The organism is Pseudomonas pohangensis (assembly GCF_900105995.1).
GTDB lineage: Bacteria > Pseudomonadota > Gammaproteobacteria > Pseudomonadales > Pseudomonadaceae > Aquipseudomonas > Aquipseudomonas pohangensis.
In genome coordinates this window covers 2,581,816-2,598,942 of sequence record NZ_LT629785.1, presented here as the reverse complement: position 1 = coordinate 2,598,942, position 17,127 = coordinate 2,581,816, and the positions used below count along the sequence as shown (strand labels likewise).

At 61.1% G+C, this 17,127-nt stretch carries 18 protein-coding genes; 8 read left to right on the top strand and 10 right to left on the bottom strand.

Annotated features, from left to right (window positions below; genetic code table 11):
* Positions 1-17: 17 nt before the first annotated feature.
* Complete coding sequence (locus BLT89_RS12250; RefSeq protein WP_090195736.1) at positions 18-518, top strand: CinA family protein; 501 nt, start codon at positions 18-20, stop codon at positions 516-518.
* On the opposite strand, the gene BLT89_RS12245 is transcribed toward BLT89_RS12250, so the two are convergent.
* Entirely contained in the window at positions 515-1,567 is a 1,053-nt protein-coding gene (locus tag BLT89_RS12245) for an alpha/beta hydrolase (RefSeq protein ID WP_090195732.1), read from the bottom strand. The genes BLT89_RS12250 and BLT89_RS12245 overlap by 4 nt on opposite strands.
* 228 nt (positions 1,568-1,795) lie before the next feature.
* On the opposite strand from BLT89_RS12245, the gene recA reads away from it, so the two are divergent.
* Together recA and recX are read left to right on the top strand one after the other, a co-directional pair.
* Positions 1,796-2,839: a recombinase RecA gene (gene recA / locus BLT89_RS12240; protein ID WP_090195729.1), complete on the top strand. Its 1,044-nt coding sequence runs from the start codon at positions 1,796-1,798 to the stop codon at positions 2,837-2,839.
* An 8-nt stretch (positions 2,840-2,847) separates the two neighbouring features.
* Complete coding sequence (gene recX / locus BLT89_RS12235) at positions 2,848-3,312, top strand: recombination regulator RecX (protein WP_090195728.1); 465 nt, start codon at positions 2,848-2,850, stop codon at positions 3,310-3,312.
* A gap of 25 nt (positions 3,313-3,337) precedes the next feature.
* Here recX and BLT89_RS12230 read toward each other — a convergent pair whose 3' ends face one another.
* The 3 genes from BLT89_RS12230 to BLT89_RS12220 form a co-directional block, all read right to left on the bottom strand.
* On the bottom strand, positions 3,338-4,417 hold the full coding sequence (locus BLT89_RS12230; protein ID WP_090195726.1) for an LOG family protein: 1,080 nt from the start codon (positions 4,415-4,417) through the stop codon (positions 3,338-3,340).
* A gap of 115 nt (positions 4,418-4,532) precedes the next feature.
* Entirely contained in the window at positions 4,533-5,936 is a 1,404-nt protein-coding gene (locus BLT89_RS12225) for an MBL fold metallo-hydrolase RNA specificity domain-containing protein (protein ID WP_090195717.1), read from the bottom strand.
* 117 nt (positions 5,937-6,053) lie between these two features.
* The gene (locus tag BLT89_RS12220; protein WP_090195714.1) at positions 6,054-7,190 is read right to left on the bottom strand and encodes an aminotransferase class V-fold PLP-dependent enzyme; all 1,137 of its coding nucleotides are present in this window, start codon (positions 7,188-7,190) and stop codon (positions 6,054-6,056) included.
* 178 nt (positions 7,191-7,368) lie between these two features.
* Between BLT89_RS12220 and BLT89_RS12215 the strand changes: the two genes are divergently transcribed.
* The gene (locus BLT89_RS12215; RefSeq protein ID WP_090195712.1) at positions 7,369-8,085 is read left to right on the top strand and encodes a tRNA-uridine aminocarboxypropyltransferase; all 717 of its coding nucleotides are present in this window, start codon (positions 7,369-7,371) and stop codon (positions 8,083-8,085) included.
* Between the two features lie 2 nt (positions 8,086-8,087).
* Here the strand turns inward: BLT89_RS12215 and BLT89_RS12210 are convergent, their stop codons facing one another.
* A complete protein-coding gene (locus BLT89_RS12210) occupies positions 8,088-8,975 on the bottom strand; it encodes a DMT family transporter (RefSeq protein ID WP_090195709.1) in 888 nt (295 codons plus the stop codon).
* Positions 8,976-9,093: 118 nt separating this feature from the next.
* Here BLT89_RS12210 and erdR point away from each other — a divergent pair, with 118 nt between their 5' ends.
* Positions 9,094-9,744: a response regulator transcription factor ErdR gene (gene erdR, locus BLT89_RS12205; RefSeq protein ID WP_090195706.1), complete on the top strand. Its 651-nt coding sequence runs from the start codon at positions 9,094-9,096 to the stop codon at positions 9,742-9,744.
* Between the two features lie 66 nt (positions 9,745-9,810).
* Positions 9,811-10,176 carry a diacylglycerol kinase gene (locus BLT89_RS12200; protein WP_090195705.1) on the top strand — a complete coding sequence of 122 codons (366 nt, stop codon included), beginning with the start codon at positions 9,811-9,813 and terminating at the stop codon, positions 10,174-10,176.
* A 49-nt stretch (positions 10,177-10,225) separates the two neighbouring features.
* Here BLT89_RS12200 and BLT89_RS12195 read toward each other — a convergent pair whose 3' ends face one another.
* Positions 10,226-11,152 (bottom strand): LysR family transcriptional regulator, encoded by a 927-nt coding sequence (locus tag BLT89_RS12195; protein WP_090195704.1) that lies wholly within the window; start codon positions 11,150-11,152, stop codon positions 10,226-10,228.
* A 103-nt stretch (positions 11,153-11,255) separates the two neighbouring features.
* Between BLT89_RS12195 and fpr the strand changes: the two genes are divergently transcribed.
* Both fpr and BLT89_RS12185 read left to right on the top strand, forming a co-directional pair.
* The gene (gene fpr / locus BLT89_RS12190; protein ID WP_090195697.1) at positions 11,256-12,035 is read left to right on the top strand and encodes a ferredoxin-NADP reductase; all 780 of its coding nucleotides are present in this window, start codon (positions 11,256-11,258) and stop codon (positions 12,033-12,035) included.
* A 308-nt stretch (positions 12,036-12,343) separates the two neighbouring features.
* A complete protein-coding gene (locus BLT89_RS12185; protein ID WP_090195687.1) occupies positions 12,344-12,715 on the top strand; it encodes a hypothetical protein in 372 nt (123 codons plus the stop codon).
* A 94-nt stretch (positions 12,716-12,809) separates the two neighbouring features.
* Here BLT89_RS12185 and BLT89_RS12180 read toward each other — a convergent pair whose 3' ends face one another.
* The 4 genes from BLT89_RS12180 to BLT89_RS12165 form a co-directional block, all read right to left on the bottom strand.
* Entirely contained in the window at positions 12,810-13,733 is a 924-nt protein-coding gene (locus BLT89_RS12180; RefSeq protein ID WP_090195685.1) for a class I SAM-dependent methyltransferase, read from the bottom strand.
* A gap of 115 nt (positions 13,734-13,848) precedes the next feature.
* On the bottom strand, positions 13,849-14,541 hold the full coding sequence (gene tsaA / locus BLT89_RS12175) for a tRNA (N6-threonylcarbamoyladenosine(37)-N6)-methyltransferase TrmO (protein ID WP_090195684.1): 693 nt from the start codon (positions 14,539-14,541) through the stop codon (positions 13,849-13,851).
* On the bottom strand, positions 14,534-15,031 hold the full coding sequence (locus BLT89_RS12170; protein ID WP_090195682.1) for a hypothetical protein: 498 nt from the start codon (positions 15,029-15,031) through the stop codon (positions 14,534-14,536). Before BLT89_RS12170 ends, tsaA begins: the two co-directional genes overlap by 8 nt.
* Before the next feature lie 167 nt (positions 15,032-15,198).
* Positions 15,199-17,109, bottom strand: a complete 1,911-nt coding sequence (locus BLT89_RS12165; RefSeq protein ID WP_090195680.1) for a DUF3604 domain-containing protein — start codon at positions 17,107-17,109, stop codon at positions 15,199-15,201.
* Between the last annotated feature and the right edge of the window lie 18 nt (positions 17,110-17,127).

Below are 17,127 nucleotides of genomic sequence, written 5' to 3'. Positions count from 1 at the left end.
AAGCCCGGAGGCCACTGATGGATGGACTGACTGAACTGGCGGCAAGCCTTGGCCGTCACTTGCTGGCCGAGCAGGCGCAGGTCTGCACGGCGGAGTCCTGTACCGGCGGTGGCATTGCCGAAGCGATCACGCGGATTGCCGGCAGCTCGGCGTGGTTCGAGGCCGGTTATGTGACCTATTCGAATGCCCAGAAAACCGCCCAGCTGGGCGTTCCCGAACGGTTGTTCGGGCAGGTCGGTGCGGTCAGTCGCGAGGTGGTCGAGGCCATGGCAAGCGGCGCCTGCCGGCACAGTGGCGCGCGCTACGGGGTGGCGGTCAGCGGTATTGCCGGACCGGATGGCGGCTCAGCGGAAAAGCCGGTGGGCACCGTCTGGCTGGCGTGGGCCGACGGCGGCCAGCTGTACAGCCAGCGCTGTCAGTTTGCCGGCGATCGTGCGGCAGTTCGCCGGCAAACGGTGGAGACGGCGCTGAGCGGGTTGATCAAACTGGCTAGCGGTACAGCACCCTGTGCTGTCTAGTTTTTTCCGGATTGCGCAGCCACCTTGCTGAACTGCTCGCGCAGAAAGCCGGCAATCAGGTCAGTGGCTTGGCTGGCTTCGGGAAACCAGCGGTCCATGGATGCAAAGCCGTGGATCACGCCCTCGATACGCGTTAGCCGGGTTGCCACGCCGGCCTGTTCAAGTGCTGCGGCATACGCCTCACCCTCGTCGCGCAGCGGGTCGAGCCCCGCAGTGATGATCAGCGCCGGGGGCAGGTGCTGGTGGTTACCGGCCAGCAGCGGCGACACCAGCGGACTGCTGCGCATGGCTTGGTCCGGCACGTACTGATCAATGAACCAGTCCATGCGCTCCCTGGTCAGGAACAGGCCCTGGGCAAATTGCAGGATTGAAGGCCGGTCGAGATTGCTCAGATCGACTGCCGGATACAGCAGGGCCTGGGCGGCGATGGCCGGGCCCTGCTGTTCGCGCGCCTGCAGGCTCAGGGCTGCCGCCAGGTTGCCGCCGGCGCTGTCGCCAGCCAAGGCGATCCTCGTGGAATCGCCATTGAAGGTTGGCGCATGGGCGGCTACCCAGTGCAGAGCGGCAACTGCGTCATCCAGTGCCGCGGGAAAGGGATTCTCCGGGGCCAGTCGATAATCCACGGAAACCACGATGGCACTGGTCTTGGCGGCCAGTGTGCGGCACAGGTTGTCATGGGAATGCAGATTGCCCAATACCCAGCCGCCGCCGTGGAAGTAGATGATGATCGGCAGTGCCGCGAGGCTGGCTTGCGGGGTGTAGATACGGACCGGCAGTGCCACGCCGGGGCCGGGAATGTCCAGATCGCGAACCGCGTGGACCCCGGCGGGACGGGCGATGAAGAAACCGATGCTCTTGTCCCGGCTGGCACGCATGGCCTGTGGACTCTTATCGCCACTGGCAGCCTGCCAGTCCGCCAGCTTGCCGATGATGGCTGCCGCTAGCGAGAGCCGGCCGTGCGGCGAATTGCGCCAGCGGTTGATTAGCAGTGCCAGCACGGCCAGGCCAGTCAGCAGTAGTACGAGGATGATCAGGAGAGCTGTTTTCATGGTGTCCCTGGCGCGCAGGCGAGTAAGGAATTAAACCGCATTGTGCCCCAGGGATGATCCACTGGCAGACTGCTGATACAGCTTGATCAGTCCGGGTGATCACGTTCGTCGGTTGCTCAGAGAAAAATACATGCAGGGGTAGCCGGCGTACTTGCCATATGGAATACTACTGTCTACATATACAGTTGTTGGCGAGCGATGGGCTCCCTTGAATACGTGAGGATGGCAATGGACGAGAATAAAAAGCGTGCACTGGCGGCAGCTCTGGGTCAGATCGAGCGGCAGTTCGGCAAAGGTGCAGTCATGCGCATGGGCGACCATGAGCGTCAGGCCATCCCGGCAATTTCCACCGGCTCGCTGGGCCTTGATATCGCACTGGGCATTGGCGGCTTGCCGAAAGGCCGGATCGTCGAGATCTACGGTCCGGAATCATCCGGCAAGACCACGCTGACGCTGTCGGTCATTGCCGAAGCGCAAAAACTCGGTGCGACCTGCGCCTTCGTCGATGCCGAGCATGCGCTCGATCCTGAATATGCCGGCAAGCTCGGGGTGAATGTCGATGACCTGCTGGTGTCGCAGCCGGATACCGGCGAACAGGCGCTGGAAATCACCGACATGCTGGTGCGCTCGAATGCGATCGACGTGATCGTCATCGACTCGGTGGCGGCGCTGGTACCCAAGGCCGAGATCGAGGGCGAAATGGGTGACATGCACGTCGGCCTGCAGGCGCGCCTGATGTCGCAGGCACTGCGCAAGATTACCGGCAACATCAAGAATGCCAACTGTCTGGTGATCTTCATCAACCAGATCCGCATGAAGATCGGCGTGATGTTCGGCAGTCCTGAAACCACCACTGGCGGTAACGCGCTGAAGTTCTATGCCTCGGTACGCCTGGACATTCGCCGTACCGGCGCGGTCAAGGAAGGTGACGAAGTGGTCGGCAGTGAAACCCGCGTCAAGGTGGTGAAGAACAAGGTGGCGCCGCCGTTCCGCCAGGCCGAGTTCCAGATTCTGTATGGCAAGGGCATCTACCGTAACGGCGAGATAATTGATTTGGGTGTGCAGCTTGGTCTGCTGGAAAAATCCGGTGCCTGGTACAGCTATCAGGGCAGCAAGATCGGCCAGGGCAAGGCCAACTCGGCCAAGTATCTGGAAGACAATCCGGAAGTGGCGCGCACTGTCGAACAGCTGATCCGCGACAAACTGCTGGCTGCGCCTGTACCGCAAAAAGCCGCAGCTGCGGTGGATGAGCTGGCAGACGTCGATAGCTGAGGCCGGGCATGCGGGCAGTGCTGGATAGCGCCGTAGCGGTACGGCGCAGCGCCATGGATCTGCTGGCCCGGCGCGAGCATGGGCGGGTGGAGCTGGAGCGCAAGTTACGCTTGCGCGGCGCCAGTGACGAACTGATCGGCAACGCCCTTGACCGACTGGAAGCAGACGGTCTGCTGGATGAGTCGCGTTATCTGTACTGTTATGTCGGCAGTCGTGCCCGCGCCGGCTACGGCCCCTTGCGTATTCGTGAAGAGTTGGCCCAGCGCGGACTACCACGCGAAGCCATTGCCCGGGCGTTGGCTGAAGCGGATGTCGACTGGGTGGCACAGTTGCGTGAAGTATGGCGCCGGCGGTTTGCCGGGCAGTTGCCGGCAGACGCCAAGGCGTATGCACAGCAGGGGCGCTTTCTCGCTTACCGCGGCTATCCGGCGGATATGGTCGGCCGTTTGTTGCGCAATAAAGATCAGGAATGACTGGTGCAGAGTCGCAATGGCTCGCTCAGCCGTTCTGTACCCAGTTCTGCGGCAGGTTGATGAAGTCCACCAGTTCACGCAGGCGGCCATGATTGCGTCCATTGAACGCGAAGGCCAGGCGGATCAGGTTGCATAACTCCGGCTCGTCGGTTTCCGAATCACAGTAAGACTGCTGTTTGAATCCGTCATTCAGGCACAGATCGGCAAAGGTCTTGTCCAGTGTCTGCAAGGCGTCCTGAGACAGGGCGTGATTCATGCGAATGACAAACAGTCCATCCAGCCAGCGACTGGAATGGAAGTTACGGTAGAAGCACGAGACGTGCTGTGCAGCATCCTCGGCAGTGTGGACAATGCGCATCAGCTGCACGTCGCTGGGCAATATGTAGTGGTTGTCCGCCAGTTGCTGCTGCAGGAAGTCCATGGCACTACGCCAGTAGGTGCCGTCCGGCTTGTCCAGCAGTATCACCGGGATCAACGGACTCTTGCCGGTCTGGATCAGCGTCAGCACCTCCAGCGCTTCGTCGAGTGTGCCGAAACCACCCGGGCAGAGCACAATGGCATCCGCCTCTTTGACGAAGAACAGTTTGCGCAGGAAAAAGAAATGAAACGTAAGCAGGTGCGACGAGCCCTTGATGGTCTGGTTGGCGCCTTGCTCGAATGGCAGTGAAATATTGAAACCCAGGCTGTTGTCCAGCCCGGCACCGGCATGTGCGGCGGCCATGATGCCGTCCCCGGCCCCGGTGATAACCATCAGGTCGAGGCGTGCCAGAGCGCTGCCCAGTTCACGCGCCAGTTCATAGAGCGGGTGGCCGGCAGGCGTGCGGGCCGAGCCGAATACCGTGACCTTGCGCCGCCGTTTGAATTTCTCCAGCAGACTGAAGGCCTGCTCCATTTCGCTAAGGGTCTGCAGCATGATCTTGGCGTCCCAGCGATTGCGGTCGGCCTGGGCCATGCGGATCACGGTCATCAGCATCTCGCGATACAGCGGCAGATTGGGACTGTCGGGCGGCACGGTGATGCCGGCCAGTTCATCGACTTTCTGATTGATATCGATGGCGCTGGTCTGGAAGTGCCGGGAAAGATAATCGTCAGGCTGGTAGGGCATCAGCCGATACCTCTGCAAGGTCAGGGAGTGTCGCGGTTTGCCGGCGACCGGTGATGCCGCGCAGTTTGCAGGTCTGCGGCCTGCTTGTCACAGGCCGCGCCGCCGGTTGCTCGATTCAGAGTACGACCTGTTCGCCGGGCTCGGGGATGCATGCATCCCAGTTGAGTTGGCGCTTCAGTTCCTGCTGCAGTATCTGCATTTTTTCCAGCTCACCATGCACCAGATACAGCTCGGGGCGATGGTCAAAGTTCTTGACCCAGTCGATCAACTGGCTTTGTCCGGCATGGGCCGAGAAGCCGCCCAGCGTATGAATCTGTGCCTTCACGGCAAAGCGCTGGTGCAAAACCTTGATGTTGCTTGCGCCATCCACAATATTGCGGCCAAGGGTGCCTCTGGCCTGAAAGCCGGGGAAGATCAGGTGGCATTCCTTGCGCCAGATATTGTGCTTGAAGTGGTGCACGATACGCCCGCCGGTGCACATGCCGCTGCCGGCGATGATGATGGCGCCGCTGTTGATGCGGTTGATCGCCATCGACTCTTCCGGTGAGGCTGTGCAGCGCAGGATCGGCAACCATTGTTCGATGCGCTTGACCTTTTTGGCCGGGCGGCCGTTGTGTTCGGGAAGGTCGAACTGGTCCTGATAGCGCGAGTAAATCGCATTGGCGCGAATCGCCATCGGGCTGTCGAGAAAGACGGCCTGTTGTTTCAGTCGACCCTCCTGGTAAAAGCGTCCAAGGTAATAAATCAGGTCCTGGGTACGGCCCACGGCGAAGGAGGGAATAAGCACATTGCCACCGTCGCGGTAGGCCTGTTGCAGAATTCCGGCCAGCTCATCGAGCGTGTCCTCACTGCAGCGGTGATCGCGGTCGCCGTAGGTCGATTCGAGCATGACCGCATCAGCGCGGGTAAGAATGCTCGGGTTGTGCATCAGTGGCGAGCAGGTATTGCCCAGATCGCCGGAGAACACCAGGCGCCGCGTCAGGTGATGGTCATCCACTTCAAGTTCAACGATCGCCGACCCCAGAATATGACCGGCGTCATGGTAGGTAAGCCGCACGCCAGGAGCGACTTCGTGTAGTTCCTCGTATTCCAGCGGGTGCCTGAGCTTGAGTGCCAGTTCGGCGTCTGCAGTGGTATAGATCGGGGTGATCTGCGGCTTGCCGACCCGGGCGCGCCACTTGTTTTCCCACTCGGCGTCATGCTCCTGGATGTGGGCCGAGTCGAGCAGCATCAGTTCCAGCAGTTCGCTGGTGGCTACCGTGGCGTAGATCGGCCCGCGATAACCTGCGGCCGCCAGCCTGGGCAGCAGTCCGCTGTGGTCCAGGTGGGCATGGGAAATAACCACGGCATTCAGACTGCCCGGGTCAAACGGGAAGGGTGCCCGGTTGTCTTCATCGGCATCCCTGCGGCCCTGGCGCATGCCGCATTCCATCAACACACGGGCGCCATCGCGGCTTTCAATCAGGTAACAGGAACCGGTGACCTGCTGGATTGCACCATAGAAATTGAGCAGTGCCATGTCGATCTCCAGATAGCTAACGGTACCTGTGAGCCTGCATCAATCCCGTTCAAGGTGTGTTGATGCAGGTCAGTTGCCAGATAGCGCGAGCGCACCGGTATGGCCGCAGGCTTTTACTTAGCCGGCGCTGTTGCTGGCCTTTAGCGCCAGTTCAAGGTTGCTGACGGTCTGCTCGGGGTTGAGCCATTTATCCAGGCCGAACAGGCCGATGCGGAAGGTACGGAAGTCCGCCGCTTCATCACACATCAGGGGGACGCCGGCTGCCGTTTGCAGGCCCTGCGCGCTGAATTTCTTGCCATTGTGGATACCGATGTCATCGGTATAACTGACCACCACGCCCGGCGCCGCAAAACCGGGCGCGGCGACACTGGGGAAGCCGTTGGCGGCCATCAGGGTTCTGACCCGCGTGCCCAGATCCCACTGTGCGGCCTTGAAAGTGTCCAGACCGCCGTTGATGGTCTCCTGCATGCTGCGGCAGAAGGCTGCCAGCGCATCGGTGGGCAAGGTGGCATGGTAGGCGTGGCCGCCATTCTCGTAGGCCTGCATGATCTGCAGCCACTTGAGCAGATCGCAGGCAAAGCTGCTGCTGCGGGTCAGCTTGATGCGCTCGGCGGCCTGCTCGCCGAGCATCACCAGTGCGCTGCATGGCGAGGCGCTCCAGCCTTTTTGCGGAGCACTGATCAGTATGTCAACGGCACACGCCTGCATGTCGACCCATACCGCGCCGGAGGCAATGCAATCGAGGACAAACAGGCCGCCATGTTCGTGCACGGCATCGGCTACCGAACGCAGATAGCTGTCCGGCAGAATGATCCCGGATGCGGTTTCCACGTGCGGAGCAAACACCAGAGACGGTTTGTGCTGGCGGATACTGGCAACCACCTCGTCGATGGGTGCTGGTGCCCAGGGTTGCTGGTGCCCTTCGGCCAGCGGGCGGGCTTTGAGGATGATTTCTTCAGAAGGTATCTGCCCGGCTTCGAATATCTGGCTCCAGCGGTAGCTGAACCAGCCATTGCGGATTACCAGGCATTTTTTGCCGGCGGCAAACTGCCGGGCTACCGCTTCCATGCCGTAGGTGCCGCCACCGGGAACCACTGCCACGGCTGCCGCGTTATAGGTCAGCTTCATGCCGGCAGAGATGTCACGCATGACCTGCTGGAACTGTCTGGACATGTGGTTCAGCGAGCGGTCGGTGAAGACTACCGAGTATTCAAGCAGGCCGTCCGGATCAACGGCGGGGTATTGGCTGGACATGCAAAGCTCCGGTTCTTGGTTGGTAAATCCGGACCTTGAGGGCCGGCAGGCGTGGGGAAGTTAAGCATTTATGCCGGCAAAGCACTAGCCGCACAAGCATGCCGGGCGGCCGGCCAAAGGCTGCTAAACTGCGCCCCCGGCAGCCGTTGCTGCCATGCATTTTCTCTGGTGGATCGCGATGACTCATGCCGTGGCCCGCTTGCGCGCCGAGCGTCTGGCGCGCAGCGTTCGCCCCTTCAATGCCCGCGGCTCGCGGGTCTCGCGCTGTCCGCAGTGCCGGGTGGCGCACGCCTATTGCCTGTGTAACTGGAAGCCCGCAGTGGCGAGCAATTCTGGCATGTGCCTGCTGATGTATGACACCGAACCGCTCAAGCCAAGCAATACCGGCTGGCTGATTGCCGATGTGGTGAAGGACACGGCCGCTTTTGGCTGGTCACGGACCGAGCCTGATCCGGCCATCGAGCAGCTGCTGAATGACCCGGAATGGCAGCCCTTCATTGTTTTTCCCGGTGAATATGCACCGGCAGAACGGGTAGTGGATCAGGTGCAGTTGCAGCCGGGGCGCCGGCCATTGTTCGTCCTGCTCGACGCCACCTGGATGGAGGCGCGCAAGATGTTCCGCAAGAGCGCCTATCTGGACCGCTTTCCGGTGCTCAGCCTGAAAGCGGAGCAACTGTCACGCTATGGCCTGCGCCGCTCGAAGAATGCCGAACACCTGTGTACGGCAGAGGTGGCGGCGCTGTGTTTGGAGCTGGCCGGCGACCAGGCGAGCGCCGCTGCCCTGGATGCCTATCTGGATGTTTTTACCGAGCATTACCTGGCAGCCAAGCGCAATCAGCCACTGGACCTGGGCAGCCCCGCGCACAAGCTGGCGCAGGGCTTTTTGCCGTCCTGAATTCAGGCCTGCCGCGGGCGCGGCCACAGTTGCGCGAGCAGCATGCCGCTGAACATCAGCGCGCAACCGAAGTATCCCTTGATGCTCAGCGCTTCACCGAGCAGCAACGCACCGAAAATGGCGGCAAACACGGCTTCCAGAGAGAGAATGATCGCCGCATGGGAGGCGATCGCATGTTTCTGCGCGACCACCTGCAGGGTAAAGCCCACGCAGACCCCGAGCAGGCCGCCATAAGCGATAGCGGGCAGGGCGCTGATGATGGCCGCCAGCTGGATCGGCTCGAACACTACCGCCAGCAGCAGGCTGATCAGCGCGCACACGGCAAACTGGATCAATGCCAGTTGCAGCGGGTCATGGCGACTGGCGAAATGGCCGACCAGCAGCACATGCACGCCCCAGACAAAGGCGCCGGCCAGCTGCAGCCAGTCGCCGGAGGCAACCTGAAAGCTGTCACCGACACTGAGCAGGAACATGCCCAGCACCGCCAGTCCGGCACCCAGCCAGATGCCCAGCCCGGTCTTGTGGCCGAGGAACAGGCCCAGCAGCGGCACCACGATCACGTACAGGCCAGTGATAAAGCCGGAGTTGGTCACGCTGGTGAAGAGCAGGCCGACCTGTTGCAGGTTCATCCCCAGCGTCAGTGCCAGTCCCATGATCAGGCCGCCGCGCAGCAGTCCGGGGTTGATCGGCTCCGGCTTGCGATGCTCGATACGCCGCTCCAGCCAGAGGATCAGCGGCAGCAGGGCAATACTTGCCAGGGCGAAGCGCAGACCGGTGTAGAGAAACGGGCCGATGCTGTCCATGCCCAGGCGTTGGGCAATAAAAGCCGAGCCCCAGATAATCGCGGTCAGCAACATCAACAGGTCGGCACGCAGGGCTTGGGTTCGCATGATTGATCTCGGTGGCAGGGGGCGCGACTGTGCCGGAAAAGGCTGCGCTTGACCACCCCGTTTGGGCTGGGCATGCTGCGCGGTGCTGCCTGCAAAAGAATAACAACAGGAATAGCCAATGGCTGCTTACGAAATACTGATTGCGGATGATCATCCCTTGTTTCGCAGCGCCCTGCATCAGGCCCTGAGCCTGGATCTGGGCGCAGAACTACACCTGGCCGAAGCGGCCAGTATTGCCGAGCTTGAGGCTCGTTTAACGGAAAAAAGTGACTGGGATCTGGTGCTGCTGGATCTGAACATGCCTGGTGCCCACGGGTTTTCCGGGCTGGTGTTGCTGCGCGGGCAATACCCGCAGATTCCGGTGGTGATGATTTCGGCGCAGGAGGAGGCCACCGTGGTTTCCCGCTCGCGGGAATTCGGTGCCAGCGGTTTCATCCCCAAATCAAGCTCGCTGGACCAGATCCAGCAGGCCGTGCGCGCAGTGCTCGATGGCGATTTGTGGTGGCCGAGCCTGTCGGCCGAGGCGGCGGAGCTGACTGCCGAGGCCAAGGCCGCCAGTGCCGGTCTGGCCAGCCTGACGCCACAGCAGTTCAGGGTGCTGACGATGGTTTGCGATGGCTTGCTGAACAAGCAGATTGCCTGGGAGTTATCGGTTTCCGAAGCGACCATCAAGGCCCATGTGACGGCGATTTTCCGTAAACTGGGGGTGCGCACCAGGACCCAGGCGGCGATGCTGTTGCAGCAACTGGAGAGTTTCTCCCCCCAGTAGTTGTATTTCTTCCATTCGTGCCACGCAGGTTTGCCCTTGCGTGGCTTGGCTATAGGTAACTATCGAATGTCACCCTACAAGGGCCAGACCGGCCTGAAACGTATTCTCAACGCCACCGGTTTCTCCATGGCCGGCCTGCGTGCGGCCTATGTCGGCGAGGCAGCGTTCCGCCAGCTGGTGCTGATCAACGTATTGCTGATTCCGCTGGCATTCTATTTCGATGTCAGCCAGGTCGAGCGCGCCCTGATGATCGGCGTGTGCCTGATACTGCTGATTGTCGAGCTGCTCAATTCGGCCATCGAGGCGGCCATCGACCGTATTTCCCTGGATATTCACCCGCTGTCGAAAAATGCCAAGGACATGGGCAGCGCTGCGCAGTTCATTGCGCTGTGTCTGATCGGTGTGGTCTGGGGCCTGATTCTGCTGGGTTGAAGCACTAACCCCGGTTTGCCGGAGGCGACCGGGATTGCCCGTACCGCTACTAGCGGAGGCTGGGCAATACGATCTGGTCACTGCGGCTGACCCCGGTCGTCAGTGATCGGCACAGCTCGAGAAAGTCCGACATCGCGGCATTCTGGTACTTCTGTTTGTGCCAGATGAAGTGAAATTGCCGGATCAGATCCAGCTCCGGGGTTTCCACCGCCACCAGACTGCCACGGCGGAAGGCATCGCGCAGCGCCAGGCGCGAGATACAGCTGATGCCCAGCCCCGACTCCACCGCACGCTTGATCGCTTCGGTGTGCTCGAGTTCCAGGCGGATATTCAGTGGTGCCGGGCGATGGCGCATCGCCTGGTCAAAGGTCAGCCGCGTCCCCGAACCTTTCTCGCGCAGAATCCAGGCTTCATGGCAAAGCTCGGCCATCGACGCTTCACCGCGTCTGGCCAGCGGGTGTTCGGGCGCGCAGAACACCACCAGCTCGTCATCCACCCACGACTGCACCTCGATATCCGGGTGCTGGCAGTCACCTTCGATCATGCCCAGATCCAGTTCGTAGTGGGCGATCTGCTGCACGGTGTTCGCGGTGTTCTGTACATGCAGGCTGACCTGACACTGCGGATAGCGCTGCATGAAGCTGCCGATCAGCAGGGTCGCCAGATAGTTGCCCACCGTCAGTGTGGCGCCGACAGCCAGTGAACCGGTGCCGGTCTTGCCGTTGAACAGGGCTTCGATCTCCCTGGCCTGTTCCAGCAGGGCTATGGCCTGGGGCAGCAACTGCTGGCCCAGCGAGTTCAGGTTCAGGCGTTTGCCGGCGCGGTCGAACAGCTGGCAGCTGGACTGCCGTTCCAGTTCCGAGAGCGAGGTGCTGGCTGCCGATTGTGACAGGGCCAGCGACTCGGCAGCTCTGGAAACATTGCCCTGGCTGGCCACTGCGACGAATACTTGGAGTTGTCTGAGAGTAAACCGCATATCTATATAACCTATAATGCATATCTTTATAATTCACTTAACAGATATGCAGCCTGCTCCTAAACTGCCGCCCTATCAAGTCTGCTGCATTAAGGAATGGCCCATGAGCAACATGAATGTCGAACGCGTGCTGAGCGTGCATCACTGGAACGACACGCTGTTCAGTTTCAAGACCACCCGTGATCCGGGGCTGCGCTTCGAAAATGGCCAGTTCGTCATGATCGGCCTGCAGCAGGAAAGTGGCCGGGCACTGATGCGCGCCTACTCGATTGCCAGCCCGAACTATGAAGAACATCTGGAGTTCTTCAGCATCAAGGTCCAGGACGGCCCGCTGACCTCGCGCCTGCAGCACCTGCAGGTCGGTGATGAACTGATGGTCAGCCGCAAGCCCACCGGTACCCTGGTGCTGGATGACCTGTTGCCCGGCAAACACCTGTACCTGCTCAGCACCGGTACCGGGCTGGCACCGTTCATGAGCGTGATTCAGGACCCGCAGACCTATGAGCGCTTTGACAAGGTGGTGCTGATTCACGGTGTGCGTTACGTCAACGAAGTGGCTTACCGTGAATTCATCACCGAGCACCTGCCGCTCAACGAATACTTTGGTGAAGCGCTGCGGCAGAAGCTGATCTATTACCCCACAGTGACCCGTGAGGAGTACCAGAATCAGGGACGCCTGACCGATCTGATGCGCAGCGGCAAGCTGTTCCGCGATATCGGCCTGCCGCCGATGAACGCGCAGGATGACCGTGCCATGATTTGCGGCAGCCCGAGCATGCTCGATGAAACCAGTGCGGTGCTGGACAGTTTCGGTCTGAAGATTTCGCCGCGCATGGGCGAGCCGGGTGACTATCTGATCGAGCGCGCTTTCGTCGAGAAGTGATCCGGCAAGCGTCCGGATCAGGCAACCCGCAAACCCCGTGTACCCGCTGCCGGTATGCGGGGTTTTTGCTTTGCTGGCAGACGGCTGGGTGTATCCGCTTGATCGGCTGTGCCGGTTTGGTTATCAGTGATCGATTTTTGCGCAGGCCGGGTTATCAGGAAAAGGTCTAGGGACCGTCTGTCAGGCTACTAACCTCAGATTTGCGACACCTGCAAAGTGGTGTGACTCCCCGGAGAGACGGTTGCAACGCCCTCCTCAGTTACAAGTTGTTGAGCCCGGCGCCCGTTTGCATAAACGAGGACACGCACATGAAAAAACAACTACTGCTCGGCCTGAGCCTTGGTCTCTGCGCAAGCCTGGTGCAGGCGGCCTATCTGGATGTGCTGGCATTCAAGCTGAAGCCGGCCTGCACCCTGAAAGATTTTATTGCACTGAACCAGCAGATGAATGAATGGGGCAAACCCTACAACCTGACCGCTGAAGTGGTGGTGCCGGTATTCAGTGACATGCCCGACGGCTATGCCTGGGTGGGCCGCACGCCGAATGCCGAGACTTTCGGCAAGGCCTGGGATACCTGGCGCGCCGCCGTGGTCAAGGGTGAGGAACCGGTCAGCAAACTGAATGCGCGCTGGACGGAATGCACCGAGGTGGTTTACCGCCGCGGCTTCGATACCTACTGAGCAGGCGCGGGCAGACCCTTTCCGGATGACCCTGGCTGGCTGCAGGGTGGGCTGATGCCCAACCTGCATCCTGGGGGTGAAAGGATTGGCCTGTTCAGGGGGGCGGCGTCTGCTGGTAAGTAAACAGCAGAACCTTCAGGCCAGCGTCCGGATCGCTCTCGGCAAACTCCGGCGGATTTTCCAGCCGTTGCACAAACTGCAGGCCGGGTGCGGCAAGGGCTGCCTCGGCCAGCAGGAAGTCCGGACTGGTGTCCGGGTCGTTGCAGCAGGCCAGTACCTGACCCTGCGCGCTGAGCAGGACGGGCAGGCGCTGGAAGATTTTCCGGTAGTCGCGGCTGAGCATGAAACTGCCGTGCTGAAAGCTCGGCGGGTCAATGATGATCAGGTCATAGGGTCCCAGGCGAGCCAGCTTGCCCCAGGACTTGAACAGATCGTGGCCGAGAAAGCGCACGTGGCTGAGGTCGTGCCGGTTCAGCCGGTGGTTCTCGCGGCCGCGGGTCAGCGCGGCTCTGGACATGTCCAGATTCACCACCTGGCGGGCGCCACCGGCGATGGCTGCCACCGAGAAAGCGCAGGTATAGGCAAACAGATTGAGCACGGATTTGCCGGCGGCCCGTTGCCTTAGCCACTGCCGGCCATGGCGCATATCGAGGAACAGGCCGCTGTTTTGCCGGGTGCCCAGGTCCAGCCGGTAAGCCAGGCCGTTTTCGTGGATTTGCCACTGTTCAACCGCGTCACCCGTCAGCCAGAGAGCAGGACAGTCCGGCAGGTAACGCAGTTGCAGCAGCACCGGCTGTTGCAGGGATCCGAGCATGTCCTGCAGCGCAGCCAGCACGGCGTCCTGCGGTGGGCGGAACAGCATTACCAGCACAATGCCCTCCAGCCAGTCGACGCTGACCTGCTCCAGCCCGAGCCAGCATTTGCCGCGCCCGTGAAACAGCCGGCACGCCTCGGCGGGTGGCGGATTCAACGCGGCGAGCAAATGCTGGTGCAGGGTGCGGATGGCAGCAGGGGTCATGGACAGGCTTCGGCGCAGGGCAGGTTGGCAGGGTAGTGACAGGTAGCACCCGGCTGGGACTTCAGTCCGCGGCGGGTTGGCCGGAGAGGTGCAGAACCGTCAGCAAGTAGCACGTTCATGCGGCGGGCAACACTTCCAGCACGCAGATATGTTGTGGCTGCGGGTAATGCCAGCGCACATCCAGATCCCACAGCCGGCAACCATAGCGGCGCTCCGGCAGGGGTTGCTGGTAGGCCGGTCGCGGATCCTGGGCCAGGCACTGCTCGATCAGCTCCACCAGCGGTTCGTTCAGGCGCCGGGCATGCAGCTGCGCCTGTTGCAGCGCTTCGGGCTGCCAGTCGACCGGAATGGTCGCGGGGGCAGTTGCGGCTATGTGGTTATGCGCACCCTCTACGCAGTCGGCGTAAGGCACATAGGGTTTGATGTCGAGAATCGGTGTGCCGTCGAGCAGATCGATACCGGACAGCCACAGGCACCCGGCCTCGACCTTGTCCAGCCGGACTACCGACTGGCCGATGCCATTGGGTCGATGGGTGGCGCGACTGGCGAATACGCCGATGCTTTGATTGCCGCCCAGGCGCGGCGGTCGCACCTTGAGGCGCGGCTGCTCTTCGAGGGCCTGATGAAACAGGAACAGCAGCCAGACATGGCTGACCTGCTGCAGACCATCCACCGCTTCGCCGTTATTGAACGGTGGCAACAGCTCCACTACGCCGCGGGCGGCGGGGGCCAGTTGTGGCTGGCGCGGAATGGCGAACTTTTCGCGGAAGCACGAGCGCAGGTAGCCAACCGGGCTGACGCTATGCATCGGTCAGCCCGTCAGGCAGTTGCTGAACGGCGAGCAGGGTGTCCTTGACCACCTTGTAGCAATCCTCGACATGGGCATTGCCGACCATTTTCATCGCACCGAAACTGACCGTGGCGGCAACCGTCTGGCCGAGAATGGGGATGAAGCGGACAAAGGCCTTGCTGGTCACACGCACGCCGACTTTCTTCAGTATCTGCAGCAATACATGCTTGGTGACCATCTTGCCGACCATCTCGCTGCCGACACTGGTGATTGCCACCACGGTGATTTTCTTCAGCTGCAGCGGCAATTGTTCGATCTGCTGCGGGCTCAGGCCGAACTTTTCATTGATCGCCGGGATCATTTCCATCAACAGGCTGACATCGGCACCGATGTCGATGCCCGGGATCGGGATGACCACAGCTCCGGCGGACAGCCCGGCGCGACGGGTAACCATGGCCTTGCACTCATCACGAATGGCGTTCAGCTCTTCGAGGGTTTGCGGCAACATGCTGGCTCCGGAGTGGGTGCGGGTAAGGCGTCAGTCTGCCTTGCCAGTGTTGCGCTGTGCAAATGCCGGCAGCAGGCCTTGTGGGTGGCGCAATGCATGCGCCAGAAAAAAGGGAGAAACGGTTTCACCCGTTTCTCCCTTCTGCTTTCACGATGTGATTCAGAAAATCACGGGGTGTACCAGATCGGCGAGGTATAGGCGCGCTCCTGCAGCACCATGGTCACATCCTTTTCGACCTTCTCGTTGTAGTACTTGGCGTCGTAGGCAGTCCAGCGCGGGGTGGGGATTTCCAGTACGCGGGCGTAGTAGAACGCGCTTTGCTTGGGGTCGAACTCCGGGTCGCTCCACTGCGTGATCAGGTCCGAAGCGCCGATGGTGTTGGTCCAGCTGGCGTTGGCCACGTCAACCGTGTTACCGACTGCCGGCACCTTGCCGTCCTTGCCCGGTATGCGGGTCTGGGCATCGCTCCAGGACACGTCATAGATTTTCTCGTGGGTTTCACCCTTGGCGTCCAGCCAGCCCTTGATGATCTGGATGCGGTCCAGATTGGCGCCAATCGGGTCTTTCATGGCGGCGACCAGGAAGGTTGGTGCCTTGCCGGCCGGTGCCTTGTTCAACTCGCCGCCCATGGGCACGCCCTTGGCATAACCGACCCGCGCCGGTACCTCGGCAGTGGCATCGGCCGGCGTGAAGTCCCAGCCGCCGAAGAAACGCACGGTCATGCGCGGTCCGGTGGTGCCATAGGTTTCACGGCGCTCCAGCGCATCAAAGATCGCCGCACGGGTATTTTCCTTGGCCCAAACCCCGGCATAACCGGAGGAGGACAGCTGCCATTCCTTGATGAAAATCTTGGTGGTGAAGTTGCGGAAGAAGTCCTTGCTCACGCGCTTGGGATTGGGCTCCATATTGCTGGCCTTGCCGAAGAAGTTGTTTTCTTCTGCAGTAGCCAGAGCGGTGTGCGAGTCGGTCGAGCCGATCATGCCGAACTTGTAGGGGTTGGTGCCCAGCTCCTGCTCCAGCTTGAGGCCGTTGCGCAAAGCCTGGCGGGCATATTCGTATTGCAGCATGTCCTGGCTTTTAGCCACTGTGAGATCCAGGTTGCCGGCGTCCAGTCGTTCGAAGTTGGCGAACTCATCCGTGGGAGAAAGGCTCGGATATGTCTCGCCGTCGCCCTTGATCTGCGTGACCTCGTAGATTTTTTCGCGCTTGGCGCGGGTTTCCACGTATTCCTTGTCGAGTTTTTTGCCGAAGGCTTCGGTGGTCGGGAACATGCGGCCGTTGCTCAGGTTGCCGTTGTGGGCGATGGCCAGCACCCGGCTACCGGTTTCCTTCTCGGCCATGTCCATCCATTTCCACAGGTCTTCCGGGTTGCCGCTGCCGGTCGGCGGCAGGGTGGTGTAGGGCTCTACCTTGATGGCCTTGTCGCCACCTTCGCGGAACAGGATGTTGCGGTGCAGGTTGTTGCCCTTTTCGTTGGAGGTCCATTCATAGCCGATGATGGCGGTGAAGCGCCCCGGTTCATTGGCGTCTTCGGCGGCCTTGATCACCTGCGCCCAGGCCGAGGAATAGGCCGGAGTGCCAGGGAAAGGGAAGCCCTTGGGCAGTTTGTTCTGACCAAAGCTGGTGATGATGTCGATGGCGGCCTCACCGCCTTTGCCGCCCTTGATCAGGTCATACCATTTGCGGCCCTGCGGAGTGGCCAGCAAGTCGGGATCACCGCTCATCAGCGTGGGGAAAAAACCAAAGCCGTCGGAGTGGTCTGCCACCACCATGAAGTCCAGTGGCCGCGAGAGCTTGGCGGGCTGTCCGGTGGATGAAATGACTTGTTCACCCTTGCCGAAGCGATAAGCGTCTACCGGGCCCAGACGTGCGCCAAAGGCGCCGGCGTCCATGGAGAATGAGGTGTGCACATGGGTGTCGCCAAACAGCGGCCGTGTCGGGAAGTCTAGATCAGCGTAAGGCGAGTAGGGCGCCTTGGCGGTTGCTGGCTCGGCGCTTTCGGTCGCCATCACGGCCGAGCTCATGCCGGCAGCGATCAGAGCCGCCAGCAGGGTGGGTTGGAATCGGGAAAATTTCATCTGGACAGGCTCCGGAAA

Excerpts from the sequence above, each read along its gene's own strand:
- BLT89_RS12215 (WP_090195712.1), top strand. The coding sequence starts at position 7,369 with ATGACTCATGCCGTGGCCCGCTTGCGCGCCGAGCGTCTGGCGCGCAGC.
- recX (WP_090195728.1), top strand. The coding sequence starts at position 2,848 with ATGCGGGCAGTGCTGGATAGCGCCGTAGCGGTACGGCGCAGCGCCATG.
- fpr (WP_090195697.1), top strand. The coding sequence starts at position 11,256 with ATGAGCAACATGAATGTCGAACGCGTGCTGAGCGTGCATCACTGGAAC.
- BLT89_RS12250 (WP_090195736.1), top strand. The coding sequence starts at position 18 with ATGGATGGACTGACTGAACTGGCGGCAAGCCTTGGCCGTCACTTGCTG.
- BLT89_RS12220 (WP_090195714.1), bottom strand. The coding sequence starts at position 7,190 with ATGTCCAGCCAATACCCCGCCGTTGATCCGGACGGCCTGCTTGAATAC.
- BLT89_RS12225 (WP_090195717.1), bottom strand. The coding sequence starts at position 5,936 with ATGGCACTGCTCAATTTCTATGGTGCAATCCAGCAGGTCACCGGTTCC.
- BLT89_RS12195 (WP_090195704.1), bottom strand. The coding sequence starts at position 11,152 with ATGCGGTTTACTCTCAGACAACTCCAAGTATTCGTCGCAGTGGCCAGC.
- BLT89_RS12185 (WP_090195687.1), top strand. The coding sequence starts at position 12,344 with ATGAAAAAACAACTACTGCTCGGCCTGAGCCTTGGTCTCTGCGCAAGC.
- erdR (WP_090195706.1), top strand. The coding sequence starts at position 9,094 with ATGGCTGCTTACGAAATACTGATTGCGGATGATCATCCCTTGTTTCGC.
- BLT89_RS12170 (WP_090195682.1), bottom strand. The coding sequence starts at position 15,031 with ATGTTGCCGCAAACCCTCGAAGAGCTGAACGCCATTCGTGATGAGTGC.
- BLT89_RS12180 (WP_090195685.1), bottom strand. The coding sequence starts at position 13,733 with ATGACCCCTGCTGCCATCCGCACCCTGCACCAGCATTTGCTCGCCGCG.
- BLT89_RS12210 (WP_090195709.1), bottom strand. The coding sequence starts at position 8,975 with ATGCGAACCCAAGCCCTGCGTGCCGACCTGTTGATGTTGCTGACCGCG.
- BLT89_RS12245 (WP_090195732.1), bottom strand. The coding sequence starts at position 1,567 with ATGAAAACAGCTCTCCTGATCATCCTCGTACTACTGCTGACTGGCCTG.
- BLT89_RS12200 (WP_090195705.1), top strand. The coding sequence starts at position 9,811 with ATGTCACCCTACAAGGGCCAGACCGGCCTGAAACGTATTCTCAACGCC.
- recA (WP_090195729.1), top strand. The coding sequence starts at position 1,796 with ATGGACGAGAATAAAAAGCGTGCACTGGCGGCAGCTCTGGGTCAGATC.
- BLT89_RS12230 (WP_090195726.1), bottom strand. The coding sequence starts at position 4,417 with ATGCCCTACCAGCCTGACGATTATCTTTCCCGGCACTTCCAGACCAGC.
- BLT89_RS12165 (WP_090195680.1), bottom strand. The coding sequence starts at position 17,109 with ATGAAATTTTCCCGATTCCAACCCACCCTGCTGGCGGCTCTGATCGCT.
- tsaA (WP_090195684.1), bottom strand. The coding sequence starts at position 14,541 with ATGCATAGCGTCAGCCCGGTTGGCTACCTGCGCTCGTGCTTCCGCGAA.